Raw genomic sequence first — 20,414 nt, 5'->3', positions numbered from 1 at the left:
CCCCTGGGGGGCAGGCCCCGGAAGGGGCCGTGGGGGCTCATTCATCTTGGCCACCTATCACGATAGAAATCGACGAAGGCACGCGCCGCCGCGCTGATGTGGCGGCCCGGCGGGAAGACCGCGAACACCCCGCCCGACGGCAGCCGCCAGTCGGGCAGCAGGCGCTGCAGCCGGCCCTCGGCAATGTCGGCCTGCACGCTCAGCCGGTCCATCACGCTGACGCCGGCGCCGTTGAGCAGCAGCGCACGCAAGGCGGTGGCCGAGTCGGTCTGAAGCCGCGCGTTCATTCGCACGCTGCGGCTGTGGCCGTTGCGGGCGGTGAAGGCCCAGGTCAGCGGCGCCGGCAGCAGCGTCAGCGCGACCCAGGCGTGCTGCGCCAGCTCGTCCGGGTGCTTGGGCACGCCGGCCTTTTGCAGGTAGCCGGGCGCGGCGACCGCGTACTGCTCGAAATCGGCCAGCCTCACCGCACGCAGCGACGAATCGCGCAGCCAGCCCATGCGGAACGCGAGGTCGATGCCCTCGGCCAGCATGTCGCTGACCCGGTCGCTCGCGTGCAGCGTGATGCGCAAGGCCGGGTGCAGCGCGGCGAACTCGGCCACCGCGGCGCCCATGTGCTGCGCGGCGTGGTCCACCGCGGCGGCGATGCGCAGCGTGCCGCTGACCTCGGCGCTGCTGTGCGCGGCGCGCGCCACCGCGTCGCCCAGGCCGGCCAGCAGCGGCGCGGCGTCGTCGAGCAGCTGCTGGCCCGCGTCGGTCAGCCGCACCTGGCGCGTGGTGCGGGTGAACAGGGCGGTGCCGAGCGCGCGCTCCAGCCGCTGAACGTCCAGGCTCACGCGGGCTTTGCTGGTGCCCAGCCGGTCCGCCGCGGCGGTGAAACCGCCGCACTGTGCCACGGCGACGAAGGCGCCAAGCCGGTTCAGATCGTTCGGATCGTCGGAGGTCGCCATCACCTGATTGTCAATCAGAGAAGGACAGTGTGTCGTGACTGTGCTGGTTTATCGAAACGACGAACCGGCCCATCATTCAGCCCATCGCAACCCCCATCGAAGAAAGACACACCATGAAGATCGCACTGATCGGCGCCAGCGGGTTCATCGGCTCGGGCCTGCGCGAAGAGGCCTTGTCGCGTGGCCACCAGGTCACCGCGCTGGTGTCCAACCCGGCCAAGCTGGCGGCCGCGCCGAACCTGAGCGTGACCGCGGTCGACGTCAACGACACCGCGGCGCTGGCCACCGCGCTGGCCGGCCACGACGTAGTCATCAGCGCCTTCAGCGGCCATGCCCAGAAGGACGTGCGCGAGGCCTATGACCGCGGCGTGCGCTCGATCATCGCGGCGGCCAAGCAGGCCGCGGTGCCGCGCCTGTTGGTGGTCGGCGGTGCCGGCAGCCTGGAGGTCGCGCCGGGCAAGCAGCTGGTCGACAGCCCCGAGTTCCCGGCCGCGTACAAAGGCTCGGCCGAAGGCGCGCGCGACGCGCTGAACTGGCTGCGCGACGAGCCGACGCTGGATTGGACGATGCTGAGCCCGTCGATGATGATCCAGCCCGGCGCACGCACCGGCCAGTTCCGCCTCGGCGGCGACCAGCTGCTGTTCAGCGCGGCGGGCAAGAGCGAGATCTCGGTCGCCGACTACGCGGTGGCGATGCTGAACGAAGCCGAGCGCCCGCAGCACCGGCGCCAACGATTCACGGTCGGGTATTGACCCCAGGCGAGCAGCCGCGCGGCGGCGCGTGGATACTGGGCTGGCCATGCGACCCGCCGCCCCCCACGACGTTGACCTGAAGCGCCGCACGCTGCTGGCCCTGGCCGCCGCGCCGGCATTTGCCTGGCCCGCCTGGGCGACGGCCGGTGAGCGGCCCGAAGCCGCCGGCGCGCTGAACGAGATCGACGCCGCCGCGCAGGTGCCGGCGATCGATTGGGAGTGGGTCGACACGGCCCGCCAGCGCCAGGTGCCGGTGCGGCTGTACTGGCCGCAGCGCCCGCCGTCGGCGACCGGGTCGCCGGTCCCGCTGGTGGTGTTTTCGCACGGCATCGGCGGCTCTCGGCAGGGCTACAGCTACCTCGGCCGCCACCTGGCCAGCCGCGGCTGGGCCTGCCTGCATGTGCAGCATGTGGGCAGCGATCGGGCGCTGTGGTTCGGCAACCCGTTCAGCCTGGTCGACCGGCTGCGCAGCGCGGCGCAGGAGTCCGAGGCCATCCACCGCGTGCAGGACCTGCGCTTCGCGCTCGACCGGCTGCTGGACCCGGCGCTGCAGCACCCGCTGGTCGGCCGCGTGGCCGAGGCGGTCGATGCGCAGCGCATCGTCGCGGCCGGCCATTCGTACGGTGCCAACACCACGCTGCTGGCGGTGGGGGCCCGCGTGGCCCGCGGCGAGCGGGTCTACGACTTTCACGACCCGCGTTTTCGCGCGGCGATCCTGCTCTCGGTGCCGCCGTTCTACGGCGAGCGCGACCTGGCGGGCATCCTGGCGCCGGTGAAACTGCCCACGCTGCACATCACCTCGAACGACGACGTGATCCTGATCCCCGGCTACCGCTCGGGGGTCGAAGACCGGCTGGCCATCTACGACGCGGTGCCCGATGCGCGCAAGGCGCTGGTCGTCTTCGGCCATGGCTCGCACAGCATCTTCACCGACCGCACCGTGAGCGGCGGCTACGAGCTGAACCAGCAGGTCAAGGGCGCGACCAAGGCGCTGGCCGCCGCGTTCTTGCGCCACCAGTTCGAGCAGGACGGTGCGGCGCTGCCGCGCTGGTCCGAGCATTGGCAGGGCATCGTCGCCCGCTCGGCCGGCCTGGGCGCTGCGGTGGCGCCCACCGCCCCGCCGCCGGCTGCAGGCGTCAACGGGCTCGCGCCGGCCGCTTGAGCGCCGCCGGGGCCGCGCGCGCGGCGCCCCAGGCCTTCAGCCACGGCCCCAGGAACTCGGCAAAGCCCTCGGCCGCCGGCGGGATGGTGCGCTGGGCCGGCCGGTACAGGCAGACCTGGCGCATCACCTCGGGCGCCAGCACCCGCCGCATCACCAGGCCCAGCGGCTCGGCCAGCGCCGCCACATAGGCCGGCGACAGCGTCAGCGCCAGGCCCTGCGCCGCCAGGCCGAGCGCGGTGGTGATGTTGTCGACCACCTCGACCGGCACGATGCGCGTGCCTTCGGGCTGCTCGGCGCGCATCTGCGCCACGCTGCGCTCGTGGTCGCGGCCGGCGGCCACCAGCGGCTGGTCGCGCAGGTCGCGCCAGCGCAGGCTGGGCTTGGCCGCCAGCGGGTGGTCGGCCGGGCACCACAGCACCCAGGGGCTGTCGATCAGCGCGCTGCGCGTCACGTCGGCGCCGGTCATTCGGTCGGGGCCCAGGCCGAGGTCGGCGTCGCCGGCGGCCACCGCGTCGACCAGTTGCTCGACCGCTGCGTCGCGGATGCGCACCACCACCTTCGGCCGCTCGGCGCGGTAGGCCTTCATCGCCGCCGGCAGCACCACGCAGGCCAGCGCCTGGGTGGTGGCGACGCGCACGACGCCGGCGGCGCGGTTGCGCACGTCCGCCGCGGCGGTGTCGGCGCGGCGAAGGTGGTCGAGCGCGGTGTGGGCGGGGCCGAGAAAGTCACGCCCGGCCGACGAGACGGCCACCTTGCGCGTGCTGCGGTCGAACAGCCGAAAGCCGACCGCGGTCTCGAGCTCGGCGATCAGCTGGCTGACGGCCGAGGGCGACAGCGCCAGCCGCGGGCCGGCGGCGCTGAAGCTGCGCAGCTCGGCCACGGTGACGAAGGCCTCGAGTTGGCGCGGGCTGAAGCGGGGCAGCGGCATCGTGGGTTCGATTGATTAGCTCAGCTTGAATATAGGTCAGTATTCATCGCTTGTGGTTGCGAACCGGCCGACCGACACTGCCGCGCATGCTGAGCCCCGCCCTTCATCGCCAACTGGCGCACGAGCTGCAACAAGCCGAACGCACACGCACCGCGATCCCGCAGTTCAGCCGGCGCTTCGAGGCGCTGGAGATCGCCGACAGCTATGCGATCCAGCGCGAGTGGATGGCGCTGAAGCTCGCCGAGGGCCGGCGTGTCGTCGGCCACAAGATCGGCCTGACCTCGCGCGCGATGCAGATCGCCTCGCAGATCACCGAGCCCGACTACGGCGCGCTGCTCGACGACATGGTGTTCCACAGCGGTGCCGAGCTCGAGGCGGCGCGTTTCCTGGTGCCGCGGCTGGAGGTGGAGCTAGCCTTCGTGCTGGCGCGGCCGCTGAAGGGCCCGAACGTGACCTTGGCCGACGTGCTGGGCGCGACCGACCACGTGATGCCGGCGCTCGAACTGATCGACGCCCGCATCGAGCAGTTCTGCCGCGAGACACGGGCGCCGCGCAAGGTCACCGACACGATCGCCGACAACGCAGCCAGCGCCGGCATCGTGCTCGGCGGCCGCGCGGTCAAGCCGGACGCGGTCGACCTGCGCTGGTGCGGCGCGCTGCTGCTGAAGAACGGCGTGATCGAAGAGTCGGGCCTGGCTGCGGCGGTGCTGAACCACCCGGGCAACGGCGTGGCGTGGCTGGCCAACAAGCTGGCGCTGCATGGCGAAGGGCTGGCGGCCGGCGAGATCGTGCTCGGCGGCTCGTTCACGCGGCCGGTGGCCTGCGCCGCGGGCGATGTGTTCCAGGCCGACTATGGCCGGCTGGGTGTCATCGACGTTCGTTTCGCCTGATGAACCGCGGAAAGGTTTGGCCTTGACTTCCCCCTTGCTCGACGTGGCCGGCGTGGCCATCTCGCCCGACCACTACATCGGCGGCCGCCGCGTCGCCTCGGCCGCCAGCTTTGCGCTGCAATCGCCGATCGACCAGCGCCTGCTCGGCCACGTGGGCGAAGCCTCTGCCGGCGAGGTGGATGCTGCGATCCGCGCCGCCCAGGCGGCGTTCCCCGCCTGGGCCGGGCTCAGCGCCGCCGAGCGCCAGCCGATGCTGAACCGCTTCGCCGACGAGATCGGCAAACGCGCGGACGACTTCTGCGTCGTCGAAAGCAACGACGCCGGCGTGCTGCTGAGCCGCATGCGCCATGGCGTGGTGCCGCGCGCGATGCTGAACATCCGCTGGTTCGCCGAGCATGCGCTGACGCTGCAAGACCGCACGATCACCACCGAGCAGGCCACGCACCACGTGCGCCACGACCCGGCCGGCGTGGTGGCGATCATCACGCCGTGGAACGCGCCGCTGATGCTGGCCACCTGGAAGATCGGCCCGGCGCTCGCGGCGGGCAACACGGTGATCCTGAAGGCGCCGGAGTGGGCGCCGCTGACCTCGTCGCTGCTGGCCGATTGCGCCGACGCGGCCGGCCTGCCGCCAGGCGTGTTCAACCTGCTGCAAGGCACGGGCGCCAACACGGGCGCGGCACTGGTCAGCGACCCGCGGCTGGCGCGCATCTCGTTCACCGGCTCGGTGCCGACCGCGAAGTGGATCGCGCAGGCCGCCGGCGCCAACCTCGTGCCCTGCAGCCTCGAGCTGGGCGGCAAGAGCCCGTTCATCGTGCTGGAAGACGCCGACCTCGACAACGCCGCGGCCACCGGCGCGCTGATGTACCGCAATGCCGGCCAGGTGTGTCTGGCGGGCACGCGCTTCCTGGTGCACGAGAAGATCGTCGATCGGTATGTCGACGCGCTGCGCGGCTATGTGGGCCAGCTGAAGGTGGGCGACCCGCGCGACGAGGCGACCGAGGTCGGGCCGATCGTCCACCCGCGCCAGGTGGAGCGGGTGATGGGCTTCATCAACCGCGCGGTGGTGGGGGGCGCCCAGCTGCTGTGGGGCGGCAAGCCGCACCCGTTCGGCGCGCAGTACGTGGAGCCGACGATGCTGGCGAACCTGAACCAGACCGACGAGATCGTGCAGAACGAGGTCTTTGGCCCGGTGCTGACCTTGCAGACCTTTGCCGACGACGACGAGGCGATCACCCTGGCCAACGGCACCGACTTCGGCCTCGGCGGCGTCTGCTACGGCGAGACAGCCCATGCCACCGAGGTGGCCGGGCAGGTGCGCACCGGCTTCATCTGGGTCAACAGCTTCGGCATCCGCGACCTCGCGGCACCGTTCGGCGGCATCAAGCGCTCGGGCATCGGCCGCGAGGGCGGTGACTGGAGCTTCGAATTCTTCTGCGACGTGAAAGACGTGGTCGTGCCGGCCAAGCCGTTTCGCGCGAGCTTCAGCCACCGCTGACCGGGGAACGAAAACGATGGGACAGATTGTTGGCGCCGCGCTGGTGTCGCACCACCCGGGCCTGATGCAATGCGAAGAGTTCCGCCGCCTGATGGGTGCCGGCGAAGATTCGGACCTGATCGCCGGCTACGCGAGGCTGCGCGACAAGATCGCCGCCGCGAAGCCCGATGTGGTGATGATCTTCGACTCGCACTGGTTCACCACCGGCTACCACCTGATCGACGCCGGGGCGCGCTACCAGGGCCTGTACATCTCTGACGAGATGCCTTGGTATCTGCACGGGGTGCCGTATGACTACCGGGGCCACCCCGAGCTGGCGCGCAGTGTCGAGGCGGTGGCCCGCGAGCGCCAGGTGCACAGCCGGGCGATCGAGCACCCAGACTTGGGCCGCCAGTACGCGACGATCAATGTCGTCAAGCAGCTGCGGCTGGAGGGCACGCCGATCGTCTCGGTCGGCTCGTGCCAGAACTGCGAGCCGAAGCACTTCTTGCAATCGGGCGAAGTGATCGGCGAGGCGATTCGCCGCAGCCACCTGCATGTGCTGTTGCTGGCCTCGGGCGCGTTGAGCCACCGGTTCAACAACATTGACTGGGTGCCCAAGCACCCGCGCATCTTTCACGAGACCAACGTGGCGCGGCCGGAGAACGTTGCCAGCGACAAGCGGGCGATCGAGCTGTTCACCCAAGGTCGGCACGACGCCGTGCTGGACGCGTGGGACAGCGAGTACCGCACGCTGCCCTGGGAGGCGTTCGGCGCCCACTACCTGCAGATGGTGGGGGCGATGGGTGGGCGCGAATGCCGGGTGCGTGGCCAAGCGCTGTCGGCTTACGAGAACGCGCGAGGGACGGGCAACGTTCACATCTGGTTCGATGGAACCTGAGCTGGCCAACGCGTGTCACGGTGGTGGCGGGGGCCGGCGGACCGGGCCATCTTCGGCGGTCTGCTCGCGGGGAGCCGGGGTGCGCGTGCCGCAGGCTCCCGGTCGGCCATGTGTTCTCGTGCGGCGGTTGGGGCGACCGCGAATGAAGACCGCCGAACCTGCCCCGATCCACCGACCCCAGGCACACGCGTGGCATGCCACGGCGTGCCACGCCCAAGACGGTGCCTGCAGGGTGGCGGCGGTGTCCCCGGCCGCAGGCCTCATTCGCGGTCGCCCCCACGCGTCCAGAGCACCCACCGTGTTGATGCGGATGTACACGGCGCAGCTCGACAGTCGCCCGCGAGCTGGCCGGAGGACGGGGGCACCGCCGTCACCTTGCCGCCACGACGATTGCAGTCAACTTTCAAGCATTTCGATATGAACTTCGAATTCCCACCCAAAGACCTGCCCGCCGTGATGAGAGGCCCGCGCATCGAGCGCCGCCGCGTGATGATCGGCGGCAGTGCCTTCTGGGGCACGATGCAAGACGATGGCCGATTGCAGTTGGACGATGGCCGCAGCGTCGATCCAACCACGACGACCCACCTGCCGCCGGTCAACCCGAGCAAGATCATCGCGGTGCACATCTCGTACCGCTCGCGCAGCATCGAGACCCGCAACAAACCCCAACCCACCGAAGCGCCGACCTACTTCACCAAGCCGCCGACCGCGCTCAACGGCCATGGCGGCCAGATCCTCAAGCCCGAAGACTGCCAATATCTCAACTACGAGGGCGAGTACGCCGTGGTCATCGGCCGCACCACGCGCAACGTGACGCCCGACGAAGCCTGGGACTGCATCGAAGGGTTTTGCTGTGCGCTCGACATGGGCCTGCAGGATTTTCGCGACACCGACCAGGGCTCGATGCTGCGCGTGAAGGGCGCCGACACGCTGCTGCCGATCGGGCCCGGCATCGTGCGCGGCGTCAACCTGTTCGAGCAGACGCTGCGCACCTACCGCAACGGCCTCGTCGTGCAAGAAGCCCACATCGGCGATGAAACGATCTGGGGCCCGCACTACGTGATCGCCGACATCGCACGCCACATCACGCTGCTGCCCGGTGACGTGATCCTGATGGGCACGCCGTGCCACTCGCGCTCGGTCGACCCCGGCGACGTGGTGGAATGCGAGATCACCGGCATCGGCCGCCTGGCCGGCGCGGTGGTGGCGGCGCCCGCGCCGCGCGCGTCGGCGCTGGGGGTGGGCGCCCCGCCGACCGACAGCCCCGAGGTCCGGCGGGTGGCGCTGGGTTTCGACGAGCGCGTGCCCGATCATTTGAAGAGCAACTACCGCGCGGCTGCACAGGCCGCGCCCAAGAAGACATGAAGGTTTGCATCATCGGCGCCGGCTCGATCGGCGGGCTCATCGGCGCCAAGCTCGCGTTGGCAAAACAGGCTGAGGTCAGCGTGCTGGCGCGCAACTCGACCCTGCATTCGCTGCGCCAGCGTGGCTGGCAACTGCAGCAGAACGGGCAGTTGCTGCAGGCGCCCGCCGTGGCCAGCGACGATGCCGCGGCGCTGGGGCCGCAAGACCTGGTGCTGGTGGCCGTCAAGGGCCCGGCGTTGACGTCCGTGGCGCGCAGCATCCAGCCCTTGCTCGGGCCGAACACGCGCGTGCTGCCGGCGATGAACGGCGTGCCCTGGTGGTTCTGCCAAGGCCTGCCCGGTGTCGACGACGCGCCGCTGCAAAGCGTCGACCCCGGCGGTGAGATCGGCGCCGCGATCGCGCGCGAACGCGTCATCGGTTGCGTGGTCCACATCGCGGCGTCGAGCCCGCAACCTGGCCTGGTGCGCCATGGCTTCGGCCAGGGGCTGATCATCGGCGAGGCCGCCGGTGGCCGCAGCGCCGAAGTACAGGCGGTGGCCGACCTGTTCACCGGCGCCGGCTTCGAGGTCACGCATTCGGACAACATCCGCCGAGACATCTGGTTCAAGCTCTGGGGCAACCTGACGATGAACCCGGTCTCGGCGATCACCGGGGCCACGGTCGACCGCGTGCTGGGCGACCCGCTGGTGCGGGCCTTCTGCACCGCCGCGATGACCGAGGCGGCCCAGGTCGGCGCGCGCATCGGCTGCCCGGTCGACCAGTCGCCCGAAGACCGGCACGCGATCACCACCAAGCTCGGGGCGTTCAAGACCTCGATGCTGCAAGACGTGGAGGCTGGCCGGCCGATCGAGCTCGACGGCATCGTCGGCGCCGTGCGCGAGATCGCGCAGCGGGTGGGCCTCGCCACGCCCAATATCGATGCGTTGCTGGGCCTGACGCGCCTGTTCGGCCGCGTGCACGACCTGTACCCCGAGGCGGGCTGATCAAAAAAGAACGCGCGGCCGGTGAGGGCCGCGCGTTCGCTGTCAGTCAGGGCCCAAGCGGCCCCGCCGTGGGCTTACCAACGCTCGTGGTAGCGCGCCTTGGCCGAGGCCATGCAGACGTCCTTCTTGTCGCCCGACAGCGTGTCGCAGCGCTCGGCGGCCAGCTTGTAGTCGGCCTTCATGTGGGCGACTTCGGCGTCGTCCACCGCGTCGGCGACCTTCTTGTTCAGCTTGGCGTCGGCCTTGGCCTTGTCGCGCGCCGTCTTGGCTTCGCGCTGGCACAGGTCCTTCGACTCGCCGGCCAGGTCGTCGCACTTCTCGTTCGCCACGTCGTAGCGTGCGTCATACACGGCTTCGTTGAGCTTCAGCTGGTCCTTGGCGTCGCCGGAGTAGTTGTAGTCCAGCCAGGCCAGGGCGATCTTCTCCTTGCCCTTCACGTCGGCCACGCAGATGTCCTTCGCGTTGCCCGACAGCTTGTCGCAAGCGTCCTTGTTGACCTTGTACTGGGCCTTCACGTCGTCGCGGGCGGCGTCGAGCACGGGCTTCGAATAGTTGCTGGCCTGGGCCATGCCGCAGACCAGGGCGGCGGCCAGGGCGACCAGAGCATGGGTGGTGTGCTGAGTGCGCGTCATAGGAATCTCCTTTTGAGTCGATGGATCGCCGAAAGGCAATGTGGGTAATTCGCCGCCTGTCACGCTGCATGCGTCGGCGGGTGCTGTGCATGGTGCTCAATGCGGCGGGCCGGCAACAGCAGAAGTGGCCGCGGTTTGCTGTAGGCACGGGCCTACAGCGGGCCCGCGCCCGCGCCCGGGCTGTTCTGGGCGATGTTCTTCATCGAGCCGAAGCGCCGCGCATAGGCCCAGGTCAGCTCGGCCCCCATCAGGAAGATCTGGGCCGAGTAGTACACCCACACCATCAGCACCACCAGCGAGGCTGCGGCGCCGAAGGCCGAGGTGACGCCGCTCTTGCCGATGTAGAAGCCGATCGCCGACTTGCCGATGCTGAACAGCAGCGCGGTCACGATGGCGCCGATCCACACGTCCTGCCAGCGCACCTTGGCGGCCGGCACCCACTTGTAGAGCATCGCGAACATCACGGTGACCAGGCCGAAGCTGACCGAGAAATCGATCGCCTGGCCGAACGCGGCCGCATCGCCGAGGTAGGGCGTCCACCAGCCGCTCAAGGCCGAGACGAGCGCGTTGAACACCAGCGACACCATCGACAGAAAGCCCAGGCACAAGATGATGCCGAGCGACAACAAGCGGGTGCGCACCATCGCCCACACGCCCCGCTTGGCATGCTCGACCGGCGTGCCGCGCCAGATGCGGTTGAGTGCGTCTTGCAGCTCGGCGAAGACCGTGGTCGCACCGACCAGCAACGCCGCCACGCTGGCTCCGGTGGCCCACGGGTTGCCGCGGTGGTAGTTGACGGCCTTCAGCATGCCCTCGACCGCCTGCGCGCCGTCGGCCCCCAGCAGCGCCGACAACTCGCCCATGATCTCGCCGCGCGCGGCCTGCTCGCCGAACACCAGGCCGGCGACCGCGATCACGATCATCAACAGCGGCGTGATCGAGAACAGCGTGTAGTAGGCCAGCGCCGCGCCCATGCTCGGCGCGTCGTCGTCTGACCAGCCTTGCGCCGCCTGGCGAACCAGGCCCAGCAGCTCGCGCGGGTGCAGGGCCGGCCAGGCCATCGTCGGCTCGGTCAGCGTCGCGCCAGCCGGTCGGCCACGATCGTGAAGACCTCGGTGTTCCAGCCCAGGCCGCAGTGGCTGCCACTGACCTCGATGTTCTCGACATGGCGGCGCCGCCCGCGCTGAATGCAGGCCTGCCACGAGACGACGCCGTCGCTGCGGCTGTAGATCGAGGTGGTCGGCACTTCGGGCGGCGTGGCCAGGCGGCGCATCGTCTCGGCTTCGAGCTCGGCCTTGCTGCCGTTGAGCAGGCGGTAGATCAAGCCGGCGTGGGTTTGCTGCACGGTGCCGCTGAACGGCGTGCCGATCGTGATCACGCGGCGCGTGCGGCGCGGGCCGAGCTTCTTGGCCAGCTCTCGGGCGTAGATGCCGCCCAGGCTCCAGCCGACCAGGCTCATCGGTTCGTCGGTGTCGCCCACCTGTTCCTTCACATCGTGGGCCAGGCCATCGAGCCAGTCGTCGATGTCGCCCTCGGGCCCGGTGTTGAAGCCGCGGCCCCAGTCGTGCGTGGTGTAGCCCAGGCCCTCGCACAAGCCCTTCAGCGGCCCGAGCGCCCGCGCGTCGGACGCGAGCCCGGGAAACAGCACCACCGGGTGCCCGTCACCTTGCGGCAGTGCCGACTTGTTCATGAACTGCGCGCTGGCCAGCTCGCACACCGCGCGCAGCGGCTCGGCCCCCAGCAGCAGCCACGAGGGCGCGCTGCCTGGGGCTGCATCGGCATGGGTGGAGGTGTTCGAGTTCATTCTTCAGCCCTTCGTGTTTGGTGTGGCAGCATCATGCGGGTCACGTCCCGTGGTGGCGCACCTGTGAATGCGCCTTTCGGTTGTGGGACAGGTCCTACCGTTGGACCATGGTGGTGATCGGAGATGGGCAAATGCCGCGCCAGGGCCCTCGGCCGCCCGAAGGGCCTGCGAACAGTGCGGCGTACGATTGAGCTTTGACTGCGTGGCAGAGACAAGCCCGATGAAAAGAACAGGTGTTTTCGTCATCAAGGCCGTGGTCGCGATGACCGGCCCGCTGCTGGCCGCGGCGCCGGCAATCACATTGGCCGAACCGAGCCTGGTGGTGGTGGTGCGCCATGCCGACAAGGGCAGCGAGCCGGCCAGCGACCCGGCGCTGTCGCCCACCGGCCAGCAGCGCGCCGCTGCGCTGGCCGCGGCACTCGAATCGGCCCACATCACCAGCATCATCACCACGCCTTACCGGCGCGCGCGCGAGACCGCGCTGCCGCTGGCGCGGCGCCTGGGGCTGCAGCCGCAGGTGGTGGCGCCACGCTCGGGCGAGAGCGCCGAGGCGCATGTGGCCGAGGTGGCCGCGCTGGTGCGCAAGCAAAGCGGCCAGGTGCTGGTCGTCGGCCACAGCAACACGGTGCCGGCGATCGTGCAGGCGCTGGGCGGCCCGCGGATGCTGGAGCTGTGCGAATCGAGCTTCGGCCAGGCGTTTGTCGTGGTCTCGCCGAAGGCTGCCGACAGCACCGTGCTGCGCTTGCGTTATGGCGCACCGGACGCGCCACCAGCCGACGACTGCATGTGAAGCCCCTGCTCGCCTGGGTGGTCATGGTGTGGTGCGATGCCGCGGCCGCCGGCACACCGCTGCGTGATGGCCGCCAGAGCTTGGCCCACCAAGGCATCGAACGCGGCTACGTGGTTCGCCTGCCGGCGGGCGCCCCGCCGGCCGGGCAGCGTTGGCCGGTGGTGCTGGTGTTGCATGGTGGTGGCGGCGACGCGGCCATCACCGAAAAAACGACCGGCTTCACCGCGCTCGGCCAGCGAGAGGGCGTGGTCGTCGTCTACCCCGAAGGCACCGGCCGCCTGGGCAACCACCTGCTGACGTGGAACGCAGGCCATTGCTGCGGGCAGGCGATGCAGCGCCAGGTCGACGACGTCGGCTTCATCCGCCGGTTGATCGACCAGCTGGTGGCCGACTACCCGGTCGATGCCCGGCGCGTGTACGCCACCGGCATCTCCAACGGCGGCATGATGAGCCACCGCCTCGGCATCGAGCTGCCGGACAAGCTGGCGGCCATCGCGCCGGTGGTGGCGGCACTGTTCGGCGATGAGAAAAAGCCGGCGCAGGGGGTGTCGGCGCTGATGATCAACGGGGCGCTCGATGCATCGGTGCCGCTGGCCGGTGGTGCGCCCGGCGGGCGTTTCGCCAACGCGTGGGACGGCGCGCACCCCTTGCCCGCCGCCGCGCAGGCCAGCTTCTGGGCCGCTGCCGACGGCTGCACCGGTGCGCCCGAGGTCACTACCCAGGGCGCGGTGCAGCGCACGCGCTACCGCTGCCCGGCGGGCCGTGAGGTCGAGCAGATCGTGCTGGCCGACCACCCGCATGCCTGGCCCGGCGGCGAGCGTGGCAGCCGGCTGGGCGCGCAGCCCAGCATGGCACTGAACGCCAGCAGCGAGATCTGGGCCTTCTTCAAGCGGCACACCAAGTAGTGGCAGCGCGCCGGCGTCGCCGCGGAGACAGGCGCGCCGCACGCCGCGCACGACAATGGCGGCCATGGGCACGCTCTACCTCGTTCGCCACGGCCAGGCCTCGTTCGGCAGCCACGACTACGACCGCCTGAGCGAGCTCGGCCACCGCCAGTGCCGCGCACTGGGCGAGCACTTTCGCAGCACGAACCTGCGCTTCGGCGCCGTGCTGACCGGCAGCCTGCGTCGCCACCGCGAGACGTATGAAGGCATTGCCGAAGGCCTGGGCCAGCAGCTCACGCCCGAGGTCTGGCCGGGGCTGAACGAATACGATCCCGAGGCGGTGGTGCGCGCGGTCTACAGCGGCGAGCTGCCCCCGCCCGATTCACCCGAGGCCGTGCGCCAGCACTTTCGGCTGCTGCGCGATGGGCTGGTCGCCTGGATGCAGGGCCGCACCGCGCCGGTCGGCATGCCGGCCTTCAGCGAGTTTGCGGCCGGCGTCGGCAAGGCGCTGGAGCGGGCGCGCGAGCGGGCCGACGAAGACGTGTTGATCGTCTCCAGCGGCGGCCCGATCTCCACCGCGGTCGGCCTGGTGCTGGGCCTGGCGCCCGAGGCGGTGGTCGATTTGAACCTGCGCATCCGCAACAGCGCGGTGACCGAGTTCGTCGCCAACCCGAAGCGCCACAGCCTGCTGAGCTTCAACAGCCTGCCGCACCTGCACAAGCCCGAGCTGGCGGACTGGGTGACCTACGCCTGAGGCGCTGCCGCGGCCGGCGCCGCGCGGCCCAACTCGTGTGCCCGCACGATGCCTTTGGCGATGAAGAAGATCGCCAGGCCATGGAAGCCGACCGACATCCAGTCTTCGATCTTCATGTAGATCAGCGCGTCCAGCGCATAGACCAGCACGCCGAGGTAGAAGGCCCACAGACGTGGCCGCTGAGCCTGCCAGCCCATCAACACGTAGAAGCCGATCGTCAGGCCGGCCAGGGCCAGCGCGATGGGCAGGTTGCCGGCGAACAGCATCGTGGCCAGCGTCGTCATGCCCAGCCCGACGACGAAGTTCGTGTCGCTGCCGGCGTAGAACAGCACGGCGTTGACGAGCGACAGGCCGGCGATCCACCAGAACCAGCGGGCGGCGGATTGCACGACCGGATCGGCGGCGGGGGTGGTGGTGTCCATCAAGAGGCTCCCTCGAATCGTTAGTAAGAATGGCAGCCGCGACCATAGCAGCCACGCCGCAGCCGGCAGGCTAGCGAAAGCCCGCAAGCGATCTCCGAACCTTCGCGGTAGCCGATCAGGTGTCGAACTGCAGCGGCCAGTGCGCGGTGAGCAGCCGCATCTTGTCGTGACCGGCGCCCCGGCGGCCCCTGTGCCAGCGAAGGGCCAGCGCGGCGTAGCGGCGGGCCGAATCGAGCAGGCTCACGCGGCCCGGGCTTCGCCGCGCAGGGCCAGCTGCGTCCAGATCGCGCCGAGGAAGTCGGCCGCACCGAACAGCACCAGCATCGGTGGCGCCAGGCCCAGCGCCGCCAAGGTGATGAAGGCCGCCAGCACCAGGCAGCGGGTGTAGACCGAAGCCTGGAAGAAGGCCCGCGCCTCGCACTGGGCGGCGTAGAGGTAGTAGATGCCGATGTTGAACACCAGAACGCCGACCACCCGCAGCCAGACCTCGGTGGTCAACGGCATGCCGAACAGCGACAGCAGCAGGTTCGGCGCCGTGGTCAGGCCGACGCCCAACACCAGCAGGTAGATACCGAAGGCTTTCAGCGTGAAAGCGGGCTTGGACATGGAGGCCTTTCTTCGCGCGACGGCGGCGCAACGAGCCACCCGACGCGGGTGGCGATCGTGCGTCAGTCGGCGCCGATGCCCGACAGCTTACGCGCACGGGTGGGCCCGCGGCGCACCCGCAGGCGGCGGGCTCGCTCAGGCCGACAGCGTGGCCACCGGACGAGGGCCGGTGGCAGGCCGGGCGGCGTGGCCGGCGTGGTCGAGTGCCCAGCCCTCGGTGGCGCTCTGGCTCGGGTGCCACTGGGCGGTGCGGGTGCGCTGGGCGCCCGGCACGCCGCTGGCCAGGCCCTTGGCCACCAGGCGCTGCACCAGGTCGTCGGCCTGTTCGGCGCTCAGGTGGGCGGCAAAGCGCTGCCAGCGGCGCAGCACGGCGGGGTCTTGCCAGGCATCTTCGAGGCGCTCGCGCATCTCTTCGTCGCTGCCCGGCCGGCCGCCTTGCCAGGCGCGCGGCAACAGCGTGTGGAAGAACAGGTGGAAGTCGCGCCGCAGGTCGGTGCCGCGCAGCAGCTGGGTCAGCTGGGCGATGCGCACGGCAAAGCCGCTGTGCGTCAGTTGCAGCGTGATCAGCACCTGCAGGCACTGGATCGGGTTCAGCAGGCGCAGTCGGTTGGGCGGCAGCACCCGCAGCGGCAGCGACGCGGCCAGCTCGTGCGGCAACGGCGTGACGAACGACATCAGCGTGGCCAGGCGGGCCCACTCGGCGCTGCTCAGGCCTTCGGCGGTGCCGCTGCCTTCGGCCCGGCGCGCCTCGGCCAGCACGGCCATCAGGCGGGCTTCGTCCCAGCGCTTGCCGCCCTTGGCCTGCTGGGCGCGGCGGCTCAGCGTGGCCAGGTTACCGGCGGCGTAACCAGCCCGGTGGTTGACACGCTCGACCACCGCCTCATGGCCTTCGGCTTCGCCCAGCTCGGCGCGGGTGACCGGGCAGCGCGGGCTGTCGATCTGGGCCAGGAAGTGGGGCGTGACCTGCACCGCCTCGAACGACTGGCCGTGGTGCCAGGCGAGCAGGCGCAGCTGCAGCCACTGGCGCACGCCCCGGCCGGCGCGCAGCGTGCGGGCACCGAAGGCGGCGCGGCCAGCCTCCCAGCCGTGGCGCAGCGGGTGGCCGGGCAGCAGGTGCTCGGCCGGCGGCACCAGGCCGTGGTGAGCGAAATCCCAGCCCAGCTCGAACGCCGGATCGCGCGCCTCGCCGGGGCCGAACAGGTCGTCGGCCTCGGCGTGGCGGGCGGCCTCTTGCAGCGGCTGCAGGGCCCGGGCGGTGCGGCCGGTGCGCGCCAGCGCCAGGGTCGGGCGGGTTTGCGGCAGGTCGTCGAAGGCGAGGGTGGTCTGGGCGGCCATGGGATGCTCCGTGAAGAACAAGGGTGGGTGTGATGGACAGCGTATGAAGGCAGTTTCTGGCCGCTGTGGCTCATGGAATGAGCCTGCCAAAGGGTCAAATGAACCCCGAAAAGAAAATGAAATCAACCATGCAGGCTCACGCCATGAGCCTGTGCTACCGTCTACCCCATGAACCGCACTGAACGCTTCTATCGCATCGAGCTGTTGATCAAGTCACGCGGCGGCGTCAGCTTCGAAGAGCTGCTTGGCGAGCTCGAGGTCTCGCGCGCCACCTTGAAGCGCGACCTGCAGTACCTGCGCGACCGCATGGACGCGCCGATCGTCTACGACCGTTTCGACAACGTCTACCGCTTTGAGGGGGCGATGCCGGGCGCGGTGTCCACCAAGGCGTCGTCGCATGAGCTGCCGGGTGTCTGGTTCAGCGAGGCCGAGATCCACGCGCTGCTGACGATGCACCAGCTGATCAAGGGGCTGGACGGCGGCGGCGTGCTGGGCCGCCACCTGCAGCCGCTGCTGGACAAGCTGCACGGCATGCTCGGGGCCAGCGAGAGCGAATCGCGCGAGATGATGCGCCGGGTCAAGATCGCCGCGCCGGCGCGCCGGCCGGTGCCGCCGCGCTGGTTCGAGGTGGTGGGCAGTGCGCTGCTGAAGCGCCAGCGCATCGACCTGCTGTACTTCACCCGCAAGCGCCAGACCGAGAGCCGGCGCGAGGTGTCGCCGCAGCGGCTGATCCACTACCGCAACACCTGGTATCTCGACGCCTGGTGCCATGCCAGCGACGGCCTGCGCCGCTTCGCGCTCGACGCCGTGCGCTCGGCCAAGGCGCTCGACCACCCGCGCGCCAAGGACGTGGCGATGAAGACGGTCGAGGCCGAGCTGGACGGCGGCTACGGCATCTTCAGCGGCAAGGCCGAGCAGTGGGCCACGCTGGCCTTCGATGCCGATGCCGCGCAGTGGGTGGCGCAGGAAGAGTGGCACCCCGAGCAACGGCTGAAGCTGCAGCCCGACGGCTCGCTGCGCATGGAGCTGCCCTACGCCGACGCGACCGAGCTGGCGATGGACATCCTGCGCCACGGCCCGCAGGTGAAGGTGCTGGCGCCGGCCCCGCTGGTGCGGCTGGTCAACGAGCGGCACCGCGCCGCGGCGGCCCTGTACGCCGGCTGACGACGGCACCCGCCGCTGCAGCGTTCAGCGCGGCGGCTGGCGGCTGGCGGACAGCGCGAGCGCGCTGTCCAGCGCCTCGGCCAGCGCCGTCAGGTCGACCGGTTTGGTCAGGTAGCGGAAGTAACCGGCCGCCAGCCCCTTGCCGACGGCGTCGGGCATCGCGTTAGCGCTGATCGCGATGACCGGGATGTGGGCCGTGCGCGGGTCGTTCTTCAGCATCACGTGTGCCTCGCCGCCGGTGAGCACCGGCATGTTGTTGTCCATCAGGATCACATCGGGCTGGTGCGCGCGCGCCAGCTCGACGCCACGCTTGCCGTTCGAGGCGGTCAGCAGCCGCACGCCCGGCCGCACCGCCAGCGCTGCCTGGATCAGGTCGAGGCTGGCCGGGTTGTCTTCGACGCACAGCACCGTGGCCGCGGCCGGCTCGTCGGCGGCCGGCAGCAAGGGCATCGGCTCGGTCACCAGGTCGGGCGCCGGCTCGGCCGGCAGGTCGACCCAGAACTGGCTGCCCGCACCCGGCCGGCTCGAGACGCCCAGTTCGCCGCCCATCAGCTCGACCAGGCGTTTGGTGACGACCAGGCCGATGCCGGTGCCTTCCTGGGCGCCGCCCTCTTGCCCGAGCCGGTTGAAGGGCTGGAACAGCGCGCCCACCTGTTCGGGCCGCATGCCGATGCCGGTGTCCTGCACCGACAGGCGCATCCGGTCGGGGCCCAGGCGCAGGCAGTCGACCACCACCGAGCCCGAGTCGCGGTTGTACTTGATGGCGTTGGACAGCAGGTTCAGCAGCACCTGCTTCAGCCGAGTGCGGTCGGCCTTCACCATCGCCTCGGGGCCGGCCGGGAACAGCAGCCGGATGCCGCGCCGCTCGGCCTGCGGCTCGGTCATCGACTGGCATTCGGCCAGCACATCGGCCACGCGGATCGGCTCGACCGACAGGGTCAGCTTGCCGGCCTCGATCTGGGCCAGGTTCAGGATGTCGTTGATCAGGCTCAGCAGGTGGTGGCCGGCCTTGACGATGTGGTCGAGGAAGGCCTTGTAGCGCTCGGGCGGCAGCGAGTTCGGGTCGGCCATCGCCAGCATCTGGCCGAAGCCGATGATCGCGTTCAGCGGCGTGCGCAGCTCGTGGCTCATGTTCGACAAGAACTCCGACTTCGCGCGGTTGGCCGATTGCGCGGCGTCGTTGGCCAGTGCCAGGTCGGCGTTGCTGCGCTCCAGCGCGGCGGTGCGCTCGTGCACGCGGCGCTCGAGCTCTTCGTTCAGCCGCATCACCTCTTGTTGCGCGCCGCGCCGCTCTTCGACCTCGCGCGCCTTGTCGAGGTTGGATGCTTCGAGCGCGATGGTGCGGCGCTCAATCTCGTTCATCATGTTGTTGAACGCGGCGACCAGCGCGCCCAGCTCGTCGTCGCTGCGCTGCTCGACGCGGCGCGAGTAGTCCTGCCGCTCGACGACCTCGCGCGCGGCGGTGCCCACCGCAAGAATCGGCCGCATCACGATCTGGCGCATCCAGGCCGACACCAGCGTGGCCACCAGCATCGCGAACATCGCGACCGCCAGCGCGATGCCGGCATAGCTGAGCAGCCGGTCGATCAGCTCGTAGTCGGCCTGCAGGTAGACCGTGCCCAGGATCTGCCCATGCTCGACGATGCGCCGGAAGGCGATCACGCTGCTGCCCGCCACCGTCACCCCGTCGGCGCCCGGCAGGGCCGGAAACTCGGCCTTCACGCCGTCGGCCAGGTAACGCGCGAACAGCACGCCCCGCGTGGTGTAGACGGCCGCGGCCCGCACCTTGGGCTGGAAGCGCAGCACGGCCAGGTTGTCCTGTGCGACCCGCGGGTCGTCGAACGACAGCGCCGGTGCGGTGGTGCGGCCGATCAAGGCGGCCTGCGCGTCGATGTTGTCGAGCCAGCTGCGGTGGTAGGCCCGCAGGTCGTAGGCGATCATCGCCCCGAGCGCCACCACCACTGCCACCAGCGAGGTCAGCAAGATCGCGGCGAGCAGCTTGCGCCGCAGCGAGCCCCCGAACGCGAGCTTCATGACGGCGGCCCCCCGGCCACCGTGCGGGCCACACCGAGCAGGCGGGCGCTGATGCGCAGCTTGCTGCGATCGACCGTTGCCAGCGAGATGTCGAACTTCACCTTGTCGTCGACGATGACGAAGTTGACCATGCTGCCGATCGCGACGCCGGGCTCGGTCTCGGTCACCGTGAGCACCGGCCGGTCCTTCAGCGCGGCCAGCGTCTCGGCCAGGCGGGCGGTGTGGGTGCGGGCGATGAACAGCATGTCCACGCCGTCCATCGGGTCGCCGCGCTCGAGTTTGCGCACGACGATCGGCCGGCCGTTCACCATCTGCCCCCGCGCGACCGCCGTCAGCTCGTCGACCACGGCCGAGGTGGCCAGCACGCCGATGTTGAAAGGTGTGTCCGCCGCGGCGGGCGAGGGCCATTCGACATAGTTGCCGAACTTGCACAAAAAGGCCGCCTTGATGCGGTACTCGGCCGCCTGGATGTCGTTGGCCCAGGCCGGTGGCGCGGCGACTGCGGCCAGCACCAGCATCGCCAGAAAGACCCAGCGCAGCGCCTGCCTGGCGGCAGCGGGGGCAGACACGGGGCGGTTCATGGT

Annotated in this window: 22 protein-coding genes; 11 read left to right on the top strand and 11 right to left on the bottom strand. The window is 70.4% G+C overall.

Features of this window, described 5'->3' with window-relative positions; genetic code table 11:
• Window positions 1-41 precede the first annotated feature (41 nt).
• Entirely contained in the window at window positions 42-947 is a 906-nt protein-coding gene (locus ACE3SG_RS06450; RefSeq protein ID WP_374563314.1) for a LysR family transcriptional regulator, read from the bottom strand.
• Window positions 948-1,060: 113 nt separating this feature from the next.
• On the opposite strand from ACE3SG_RS06450, the gene ACE3SG_RS06445 reads away from it, so the two are divergent.
• Both ACE3SG_RS06445 and ACE3SG_RS06440 read left to right on the top strand, forming a co-directional pair.
• Window positions 1,061-1,699, top strand: coding sequence for an NAD(P)-dependent oxidoreductase (locus ACE3SG_RS06445; RefSeq protein ID WP_374563313.1), 639 nt, complete (start codon window positions 1,061-1,063; stop codon window positions 1,697-1,699).
• A gap of 46 nt (window positions 1,700-1,745) precedes the next feature.
• A complete protein-coding gene (locus ACE3SG_RS06440; RefSeq protein WP_374563311.1) occupies window positions 1,746-2,861 on the top strand; it encodes an alpha/beta hydrolase family protein in 1,116 nt (371 codons plus the stop codon).
• Here the strand turns inward: ACE3SG_RS06440 and ACE3SG_RS06435 are convergent.
• Complete coding sequence (locus ACE3SG_RS06435; protein ID WP_374563309.1) at window positions 2,836-3,789, bottom strand: LysR family transcriptional regulator; 954 nt, start codon at window positions 3,787-3,789, stop codon at window positions 2,836-2,838. The two genes, ACE3SG_RS06440 and ACE3SG_RS06435, sit on opposite strands and share 26 nt — an antisense overlap.
• Window positions 3,790-3,875: 86 nt before the next feature.
• On the opposite strand from ACE3SG_RS06435, the gene hpaH reads away from it, so the two are divergent.
• From hpaH to ACE3SG_RS06410, 5 genes are all read left to right on the top strand, one after another.
• Entirely contained in the window at window positions 3,876-4,679 is an 804-nt protein-coding gene (gene hpaH, locus ACE3SG_RS06430; RefSeq protein ID WP_374563307.1) for a 2-oxo-hept-4-ene-1,7-dioate hydratase, read from the top strand.
• Between the two features lie 22 nt (window positions 4,680-4,701).
• Window positions 4,702-6,177: an aldehyde dehydrogenase family protein gene (locus ACE3SG_RS06425; RefSeq protein WP_374563305.1), complete on the top strand. Its 1,476-nt coding sequence runs from the start codon at window positions 4,702-4,704 to the stop codon at window positions 6,175-6,177.
• A gap of 16 nt (window positions 6,178-6,193) precedes the next feature.
• On the top strand, window positions 6,194-7,057 hold the full coding sequence (locus ACE3SG_RS06420) for an extradiol ring-cleavage dioxygenase (RefSeq protein ID WP_374563303.1): 864 nt from the start codon (window positions 6,194-6,196) through the stop codon (window positions 7,055-7,057).
• 417 nt (window positions 7,058-7,474) lie between these two features.
• Window positions 7,475-8,422, top strand: a complete 948-nt coding sequence (locus ACE3SG_RS06415; RefSeq protein WP_374563301.1) for a fumarylacetoacetate hydrolase family protein — start codon at window positions 7,475-7,477, stop codon at window positions 8,420-8,422.
• The gene (locus ACE3SG_RS06410; protein WP_374563299.1) at window positions 8,419-9,405 is read left to right on the top strand and encodes a 2-dehydropantoate 2-reductase; all 987 of its coding nucleotides are present in this window, start codon (window positions 8,419-8,421) and stop codon (window positions 9,403-9,405) included. Before ACE3SG_RS06415 ends, ACE3SG_RS06410 begins: the two co-directional genes overlap by 4 nt.
• A gap of 74 nt (window positions 9,406-9,479) precedes the next feature.
• Here ACE3SG_RS06410 and ACE3SG_RS06405 read toward each other — a convergent pair whose 3' ends face one another.
• The 3 genes from ACE3SG_RS06405 to ACE3SG_RS06395 all read right to left on the bottom strand — a co-directional run bounded on the left by ACE3SG_RS06405 (window position 9,480) and on the right by ACE3SG_RS06395 (window position 11,841).
• Complete coding sequence (locus tag ACE3SG_RS06405; protein WP_374563298.1) at window positions 9,480-10,037, bottom strand: hypothetical protein; 558 nt, start codon at window positions 10,035-10,037, stop codon at window positions 9,480-9,482.
• Between the two features lie 152 nt (window positions 10,038-10,189).
• Window positions 10,190-11,098, bottom strand: coding sequence for a YihY/virulence factor BrkB family protein (locus tag ACE3SG_RS06400; RefSeq protein ID WP_374563296.1), 909 nt, complete (start codon window positions 11,096-11,098; stop codon window positions 10,190-10,192).
• Between the two features lie 11 nt (window positions 11,099-11,109).
• Complete coding sequence (locus tag ACE3SG_RS06395) at window positions 11,110-11,841, bottom strand: alpha/beta fold hydrolase (RefSeq protein ID WP_374563294.1); 732 nt, start codon at window positions 11,839-11,841, stop codon at window positions 11,110-11,112.
• Between the two features lie 220 nt (window positions 11,842-12,061).
• Here ACE3SG_RS06395 and ACE3SG_RS06390 point away from each other — a divergent pair, with 220 nt between their 5' ends.
• The 3 genes from ACE3SG_RS06390 to ACE3SG_RS06380 all read left to right on the top strand — a co-directional run bounded on the left by ACE3SG_RS06390 (window position 12,062) and on the right by ACE3SG_RS06380 (window position 14,269).
• The gene (locus ACE3SG_RS06390) at window positions 12,062-12,631 is read left to right on the top strand and encodes a phosphoglycerate mutase family protein (protein ID WP_374563292.1); all 570 of its coding nucleotides are present in this window, start codon (window positions 12,062-12,064) and stop codon (window positions 12,629-12,631) included.
• Entirely contained in the window at window positions 12,628-13,536 is a 909-nt protein-coding gene (locus ACE3SG_RS06385) for a PHB depolymerase family esterase (RefSeq protein ID WP_374563291.1), read from the top strand. Before ACE3SG_RS06390 ends, ACE3SG_RS06385 begins: the two co-directional genes overlap by 4 nt.
• Window positions 13,537-13,600: 64 nt before the next feature.
• Window positions 13,601-14,269, top strand: a complete 669-nt coding sequence (locus ACE3SG_RS06380; RefSeq protein ID WP_374563289.1) for a histidine phosphatase family protein — start codon at window positions 13,601-13,603, stop codon at window positions 14,267-14,269.
• Here ACE3SG_RS06380 and ACE3SG_RS06375 read toward each other — a convergent pair.
• The 4 genes from ACE3SG_RS06375 to ACE3SG_RS06360 all read right to left on the bottom strand — a co-directional run bounded on the left by ACE3SG_RS06375 (window position 14,260) and on the right by ACE3SG_RS06360 (window position 16,632).
• Window positions 14,260-14,691, bottom strand: a complete 432-nt coding sequence (locus ACE3SG_RS06375) for a hypothetical protein (protein WP_374563287.1) — start codon at window positions 14,689-14,691, stop codon at window positions 14,260-14,262. The two genes, ACE3SG_RS06380 and ACE3SG_RS06375, sit on opposite strands and share 10 nt — an antisense overlap.
• A 115-nt stretch (window positions 14,692-14,806) precedes the next feature.
• Window positions 14,807-14,935 carry a hypothetical protein gene (locus ACE3SG_RS06370; protein WP_374563285.1) on the bottom strand — a complete coding sequence of 43 codons (129 nt, stop codon included), beginning with the start codon at window positions 14,933-14,935 and terminating at the stop codon, window positions 14,807-14,809.
• The gene (locus tag ACE3SG_RS06365; RefSeq protein WP_374563283.1) at window positions 14,932-15,297 is read right to left on the bottom strand and encodes a hypothetical protein; all 366 of its coding nucleotides are present in this window, start codon (window positions 15,295-15,297) and stop codon (window positions 14,932-14,934) included. Before ACE3SG_RS06365 ends, ACE3SG_RS06370 begins: the two co-directional genes overlap by 4 nt.
• Window positions 15,298-15,432: 135 nt before the next feature.
• Window positions 15,433-16,632 (bottom strand): hypothetical protein, encoded by a 1,200-nt coding sequence (locus ACE3SG_RS06360; RefSeq protein WP_374563282.1) that lies wholly within the window; start codon window positions 16,630-16,632, stop codon window positions 15,433-15,435.
• 168 nt (window positions 16,633-16,800) lie between these two features.
• On the opposite strand from ACE3SG_RS06360, the gene ACE3SG_RS06355 reads away from it, so the two are divergent.
• Window positions 16,801-17,796, top strand: a complete 996-nt coding sequence (locus ACE3SG_RS06355) for a helix-turn-helix transcriptional regulator (RefSeq protein WP_374563280.1) — start codon at window positions 16,801-16,803, stop codon at window positions 17,794-17,796.
• A 24-nt stretch (window positions 17,797-17,820) separates the two neighbouring features.
• Here ACE3SG_RS06355 and ACE3SG_RS06350 read toward each other — a convergent pair whose 3' ends face one another.
• Together ACE3SG_RS06350 and ACE3SG_RS06345 are read right to left on the bottom strand one after the other, a co-directional pair.
• On the bottom strand, window positions 17,821-19,830 hold the full coding sequence (locus ACE3SG_RS06350) for an ATP-binding protein (protein WP_374563278.1): 2,010 nt from the start codon (window positions 19,828-19,830) through the stop codon (window positions 17,821-17,823).
• The gene (locus tag ACE3SG_RS06345) at window positions 19,827-20,411 is read right to left on the bottom strand and encodes a YfiR family protein (protein WP_374563276.1); all 585 of its coding nucleotides are present in this window, start codon (window positions 20,409-20,411) and stop codon (window positions 19,827-19,829) included. Before ACE3SG_RS06345 ends, ACE3SG_RS06350 begins: the two co-directional genes overlap by 4 nt.
• Window positions 20,412-20,414 lie beyond the last annotated feature (3 nt).

Source organism: Ideonella sp. (genome assembly GCF_041914305.1).
GTDB lineage: Bacteria > Pseudomonadota > Gammaproteobacteria > Burkholderiales > Burkholderiaceae_C > Ideonella.
This window is presented reverse-complemented; position numbering and strand designations above follow the sequence as displayed.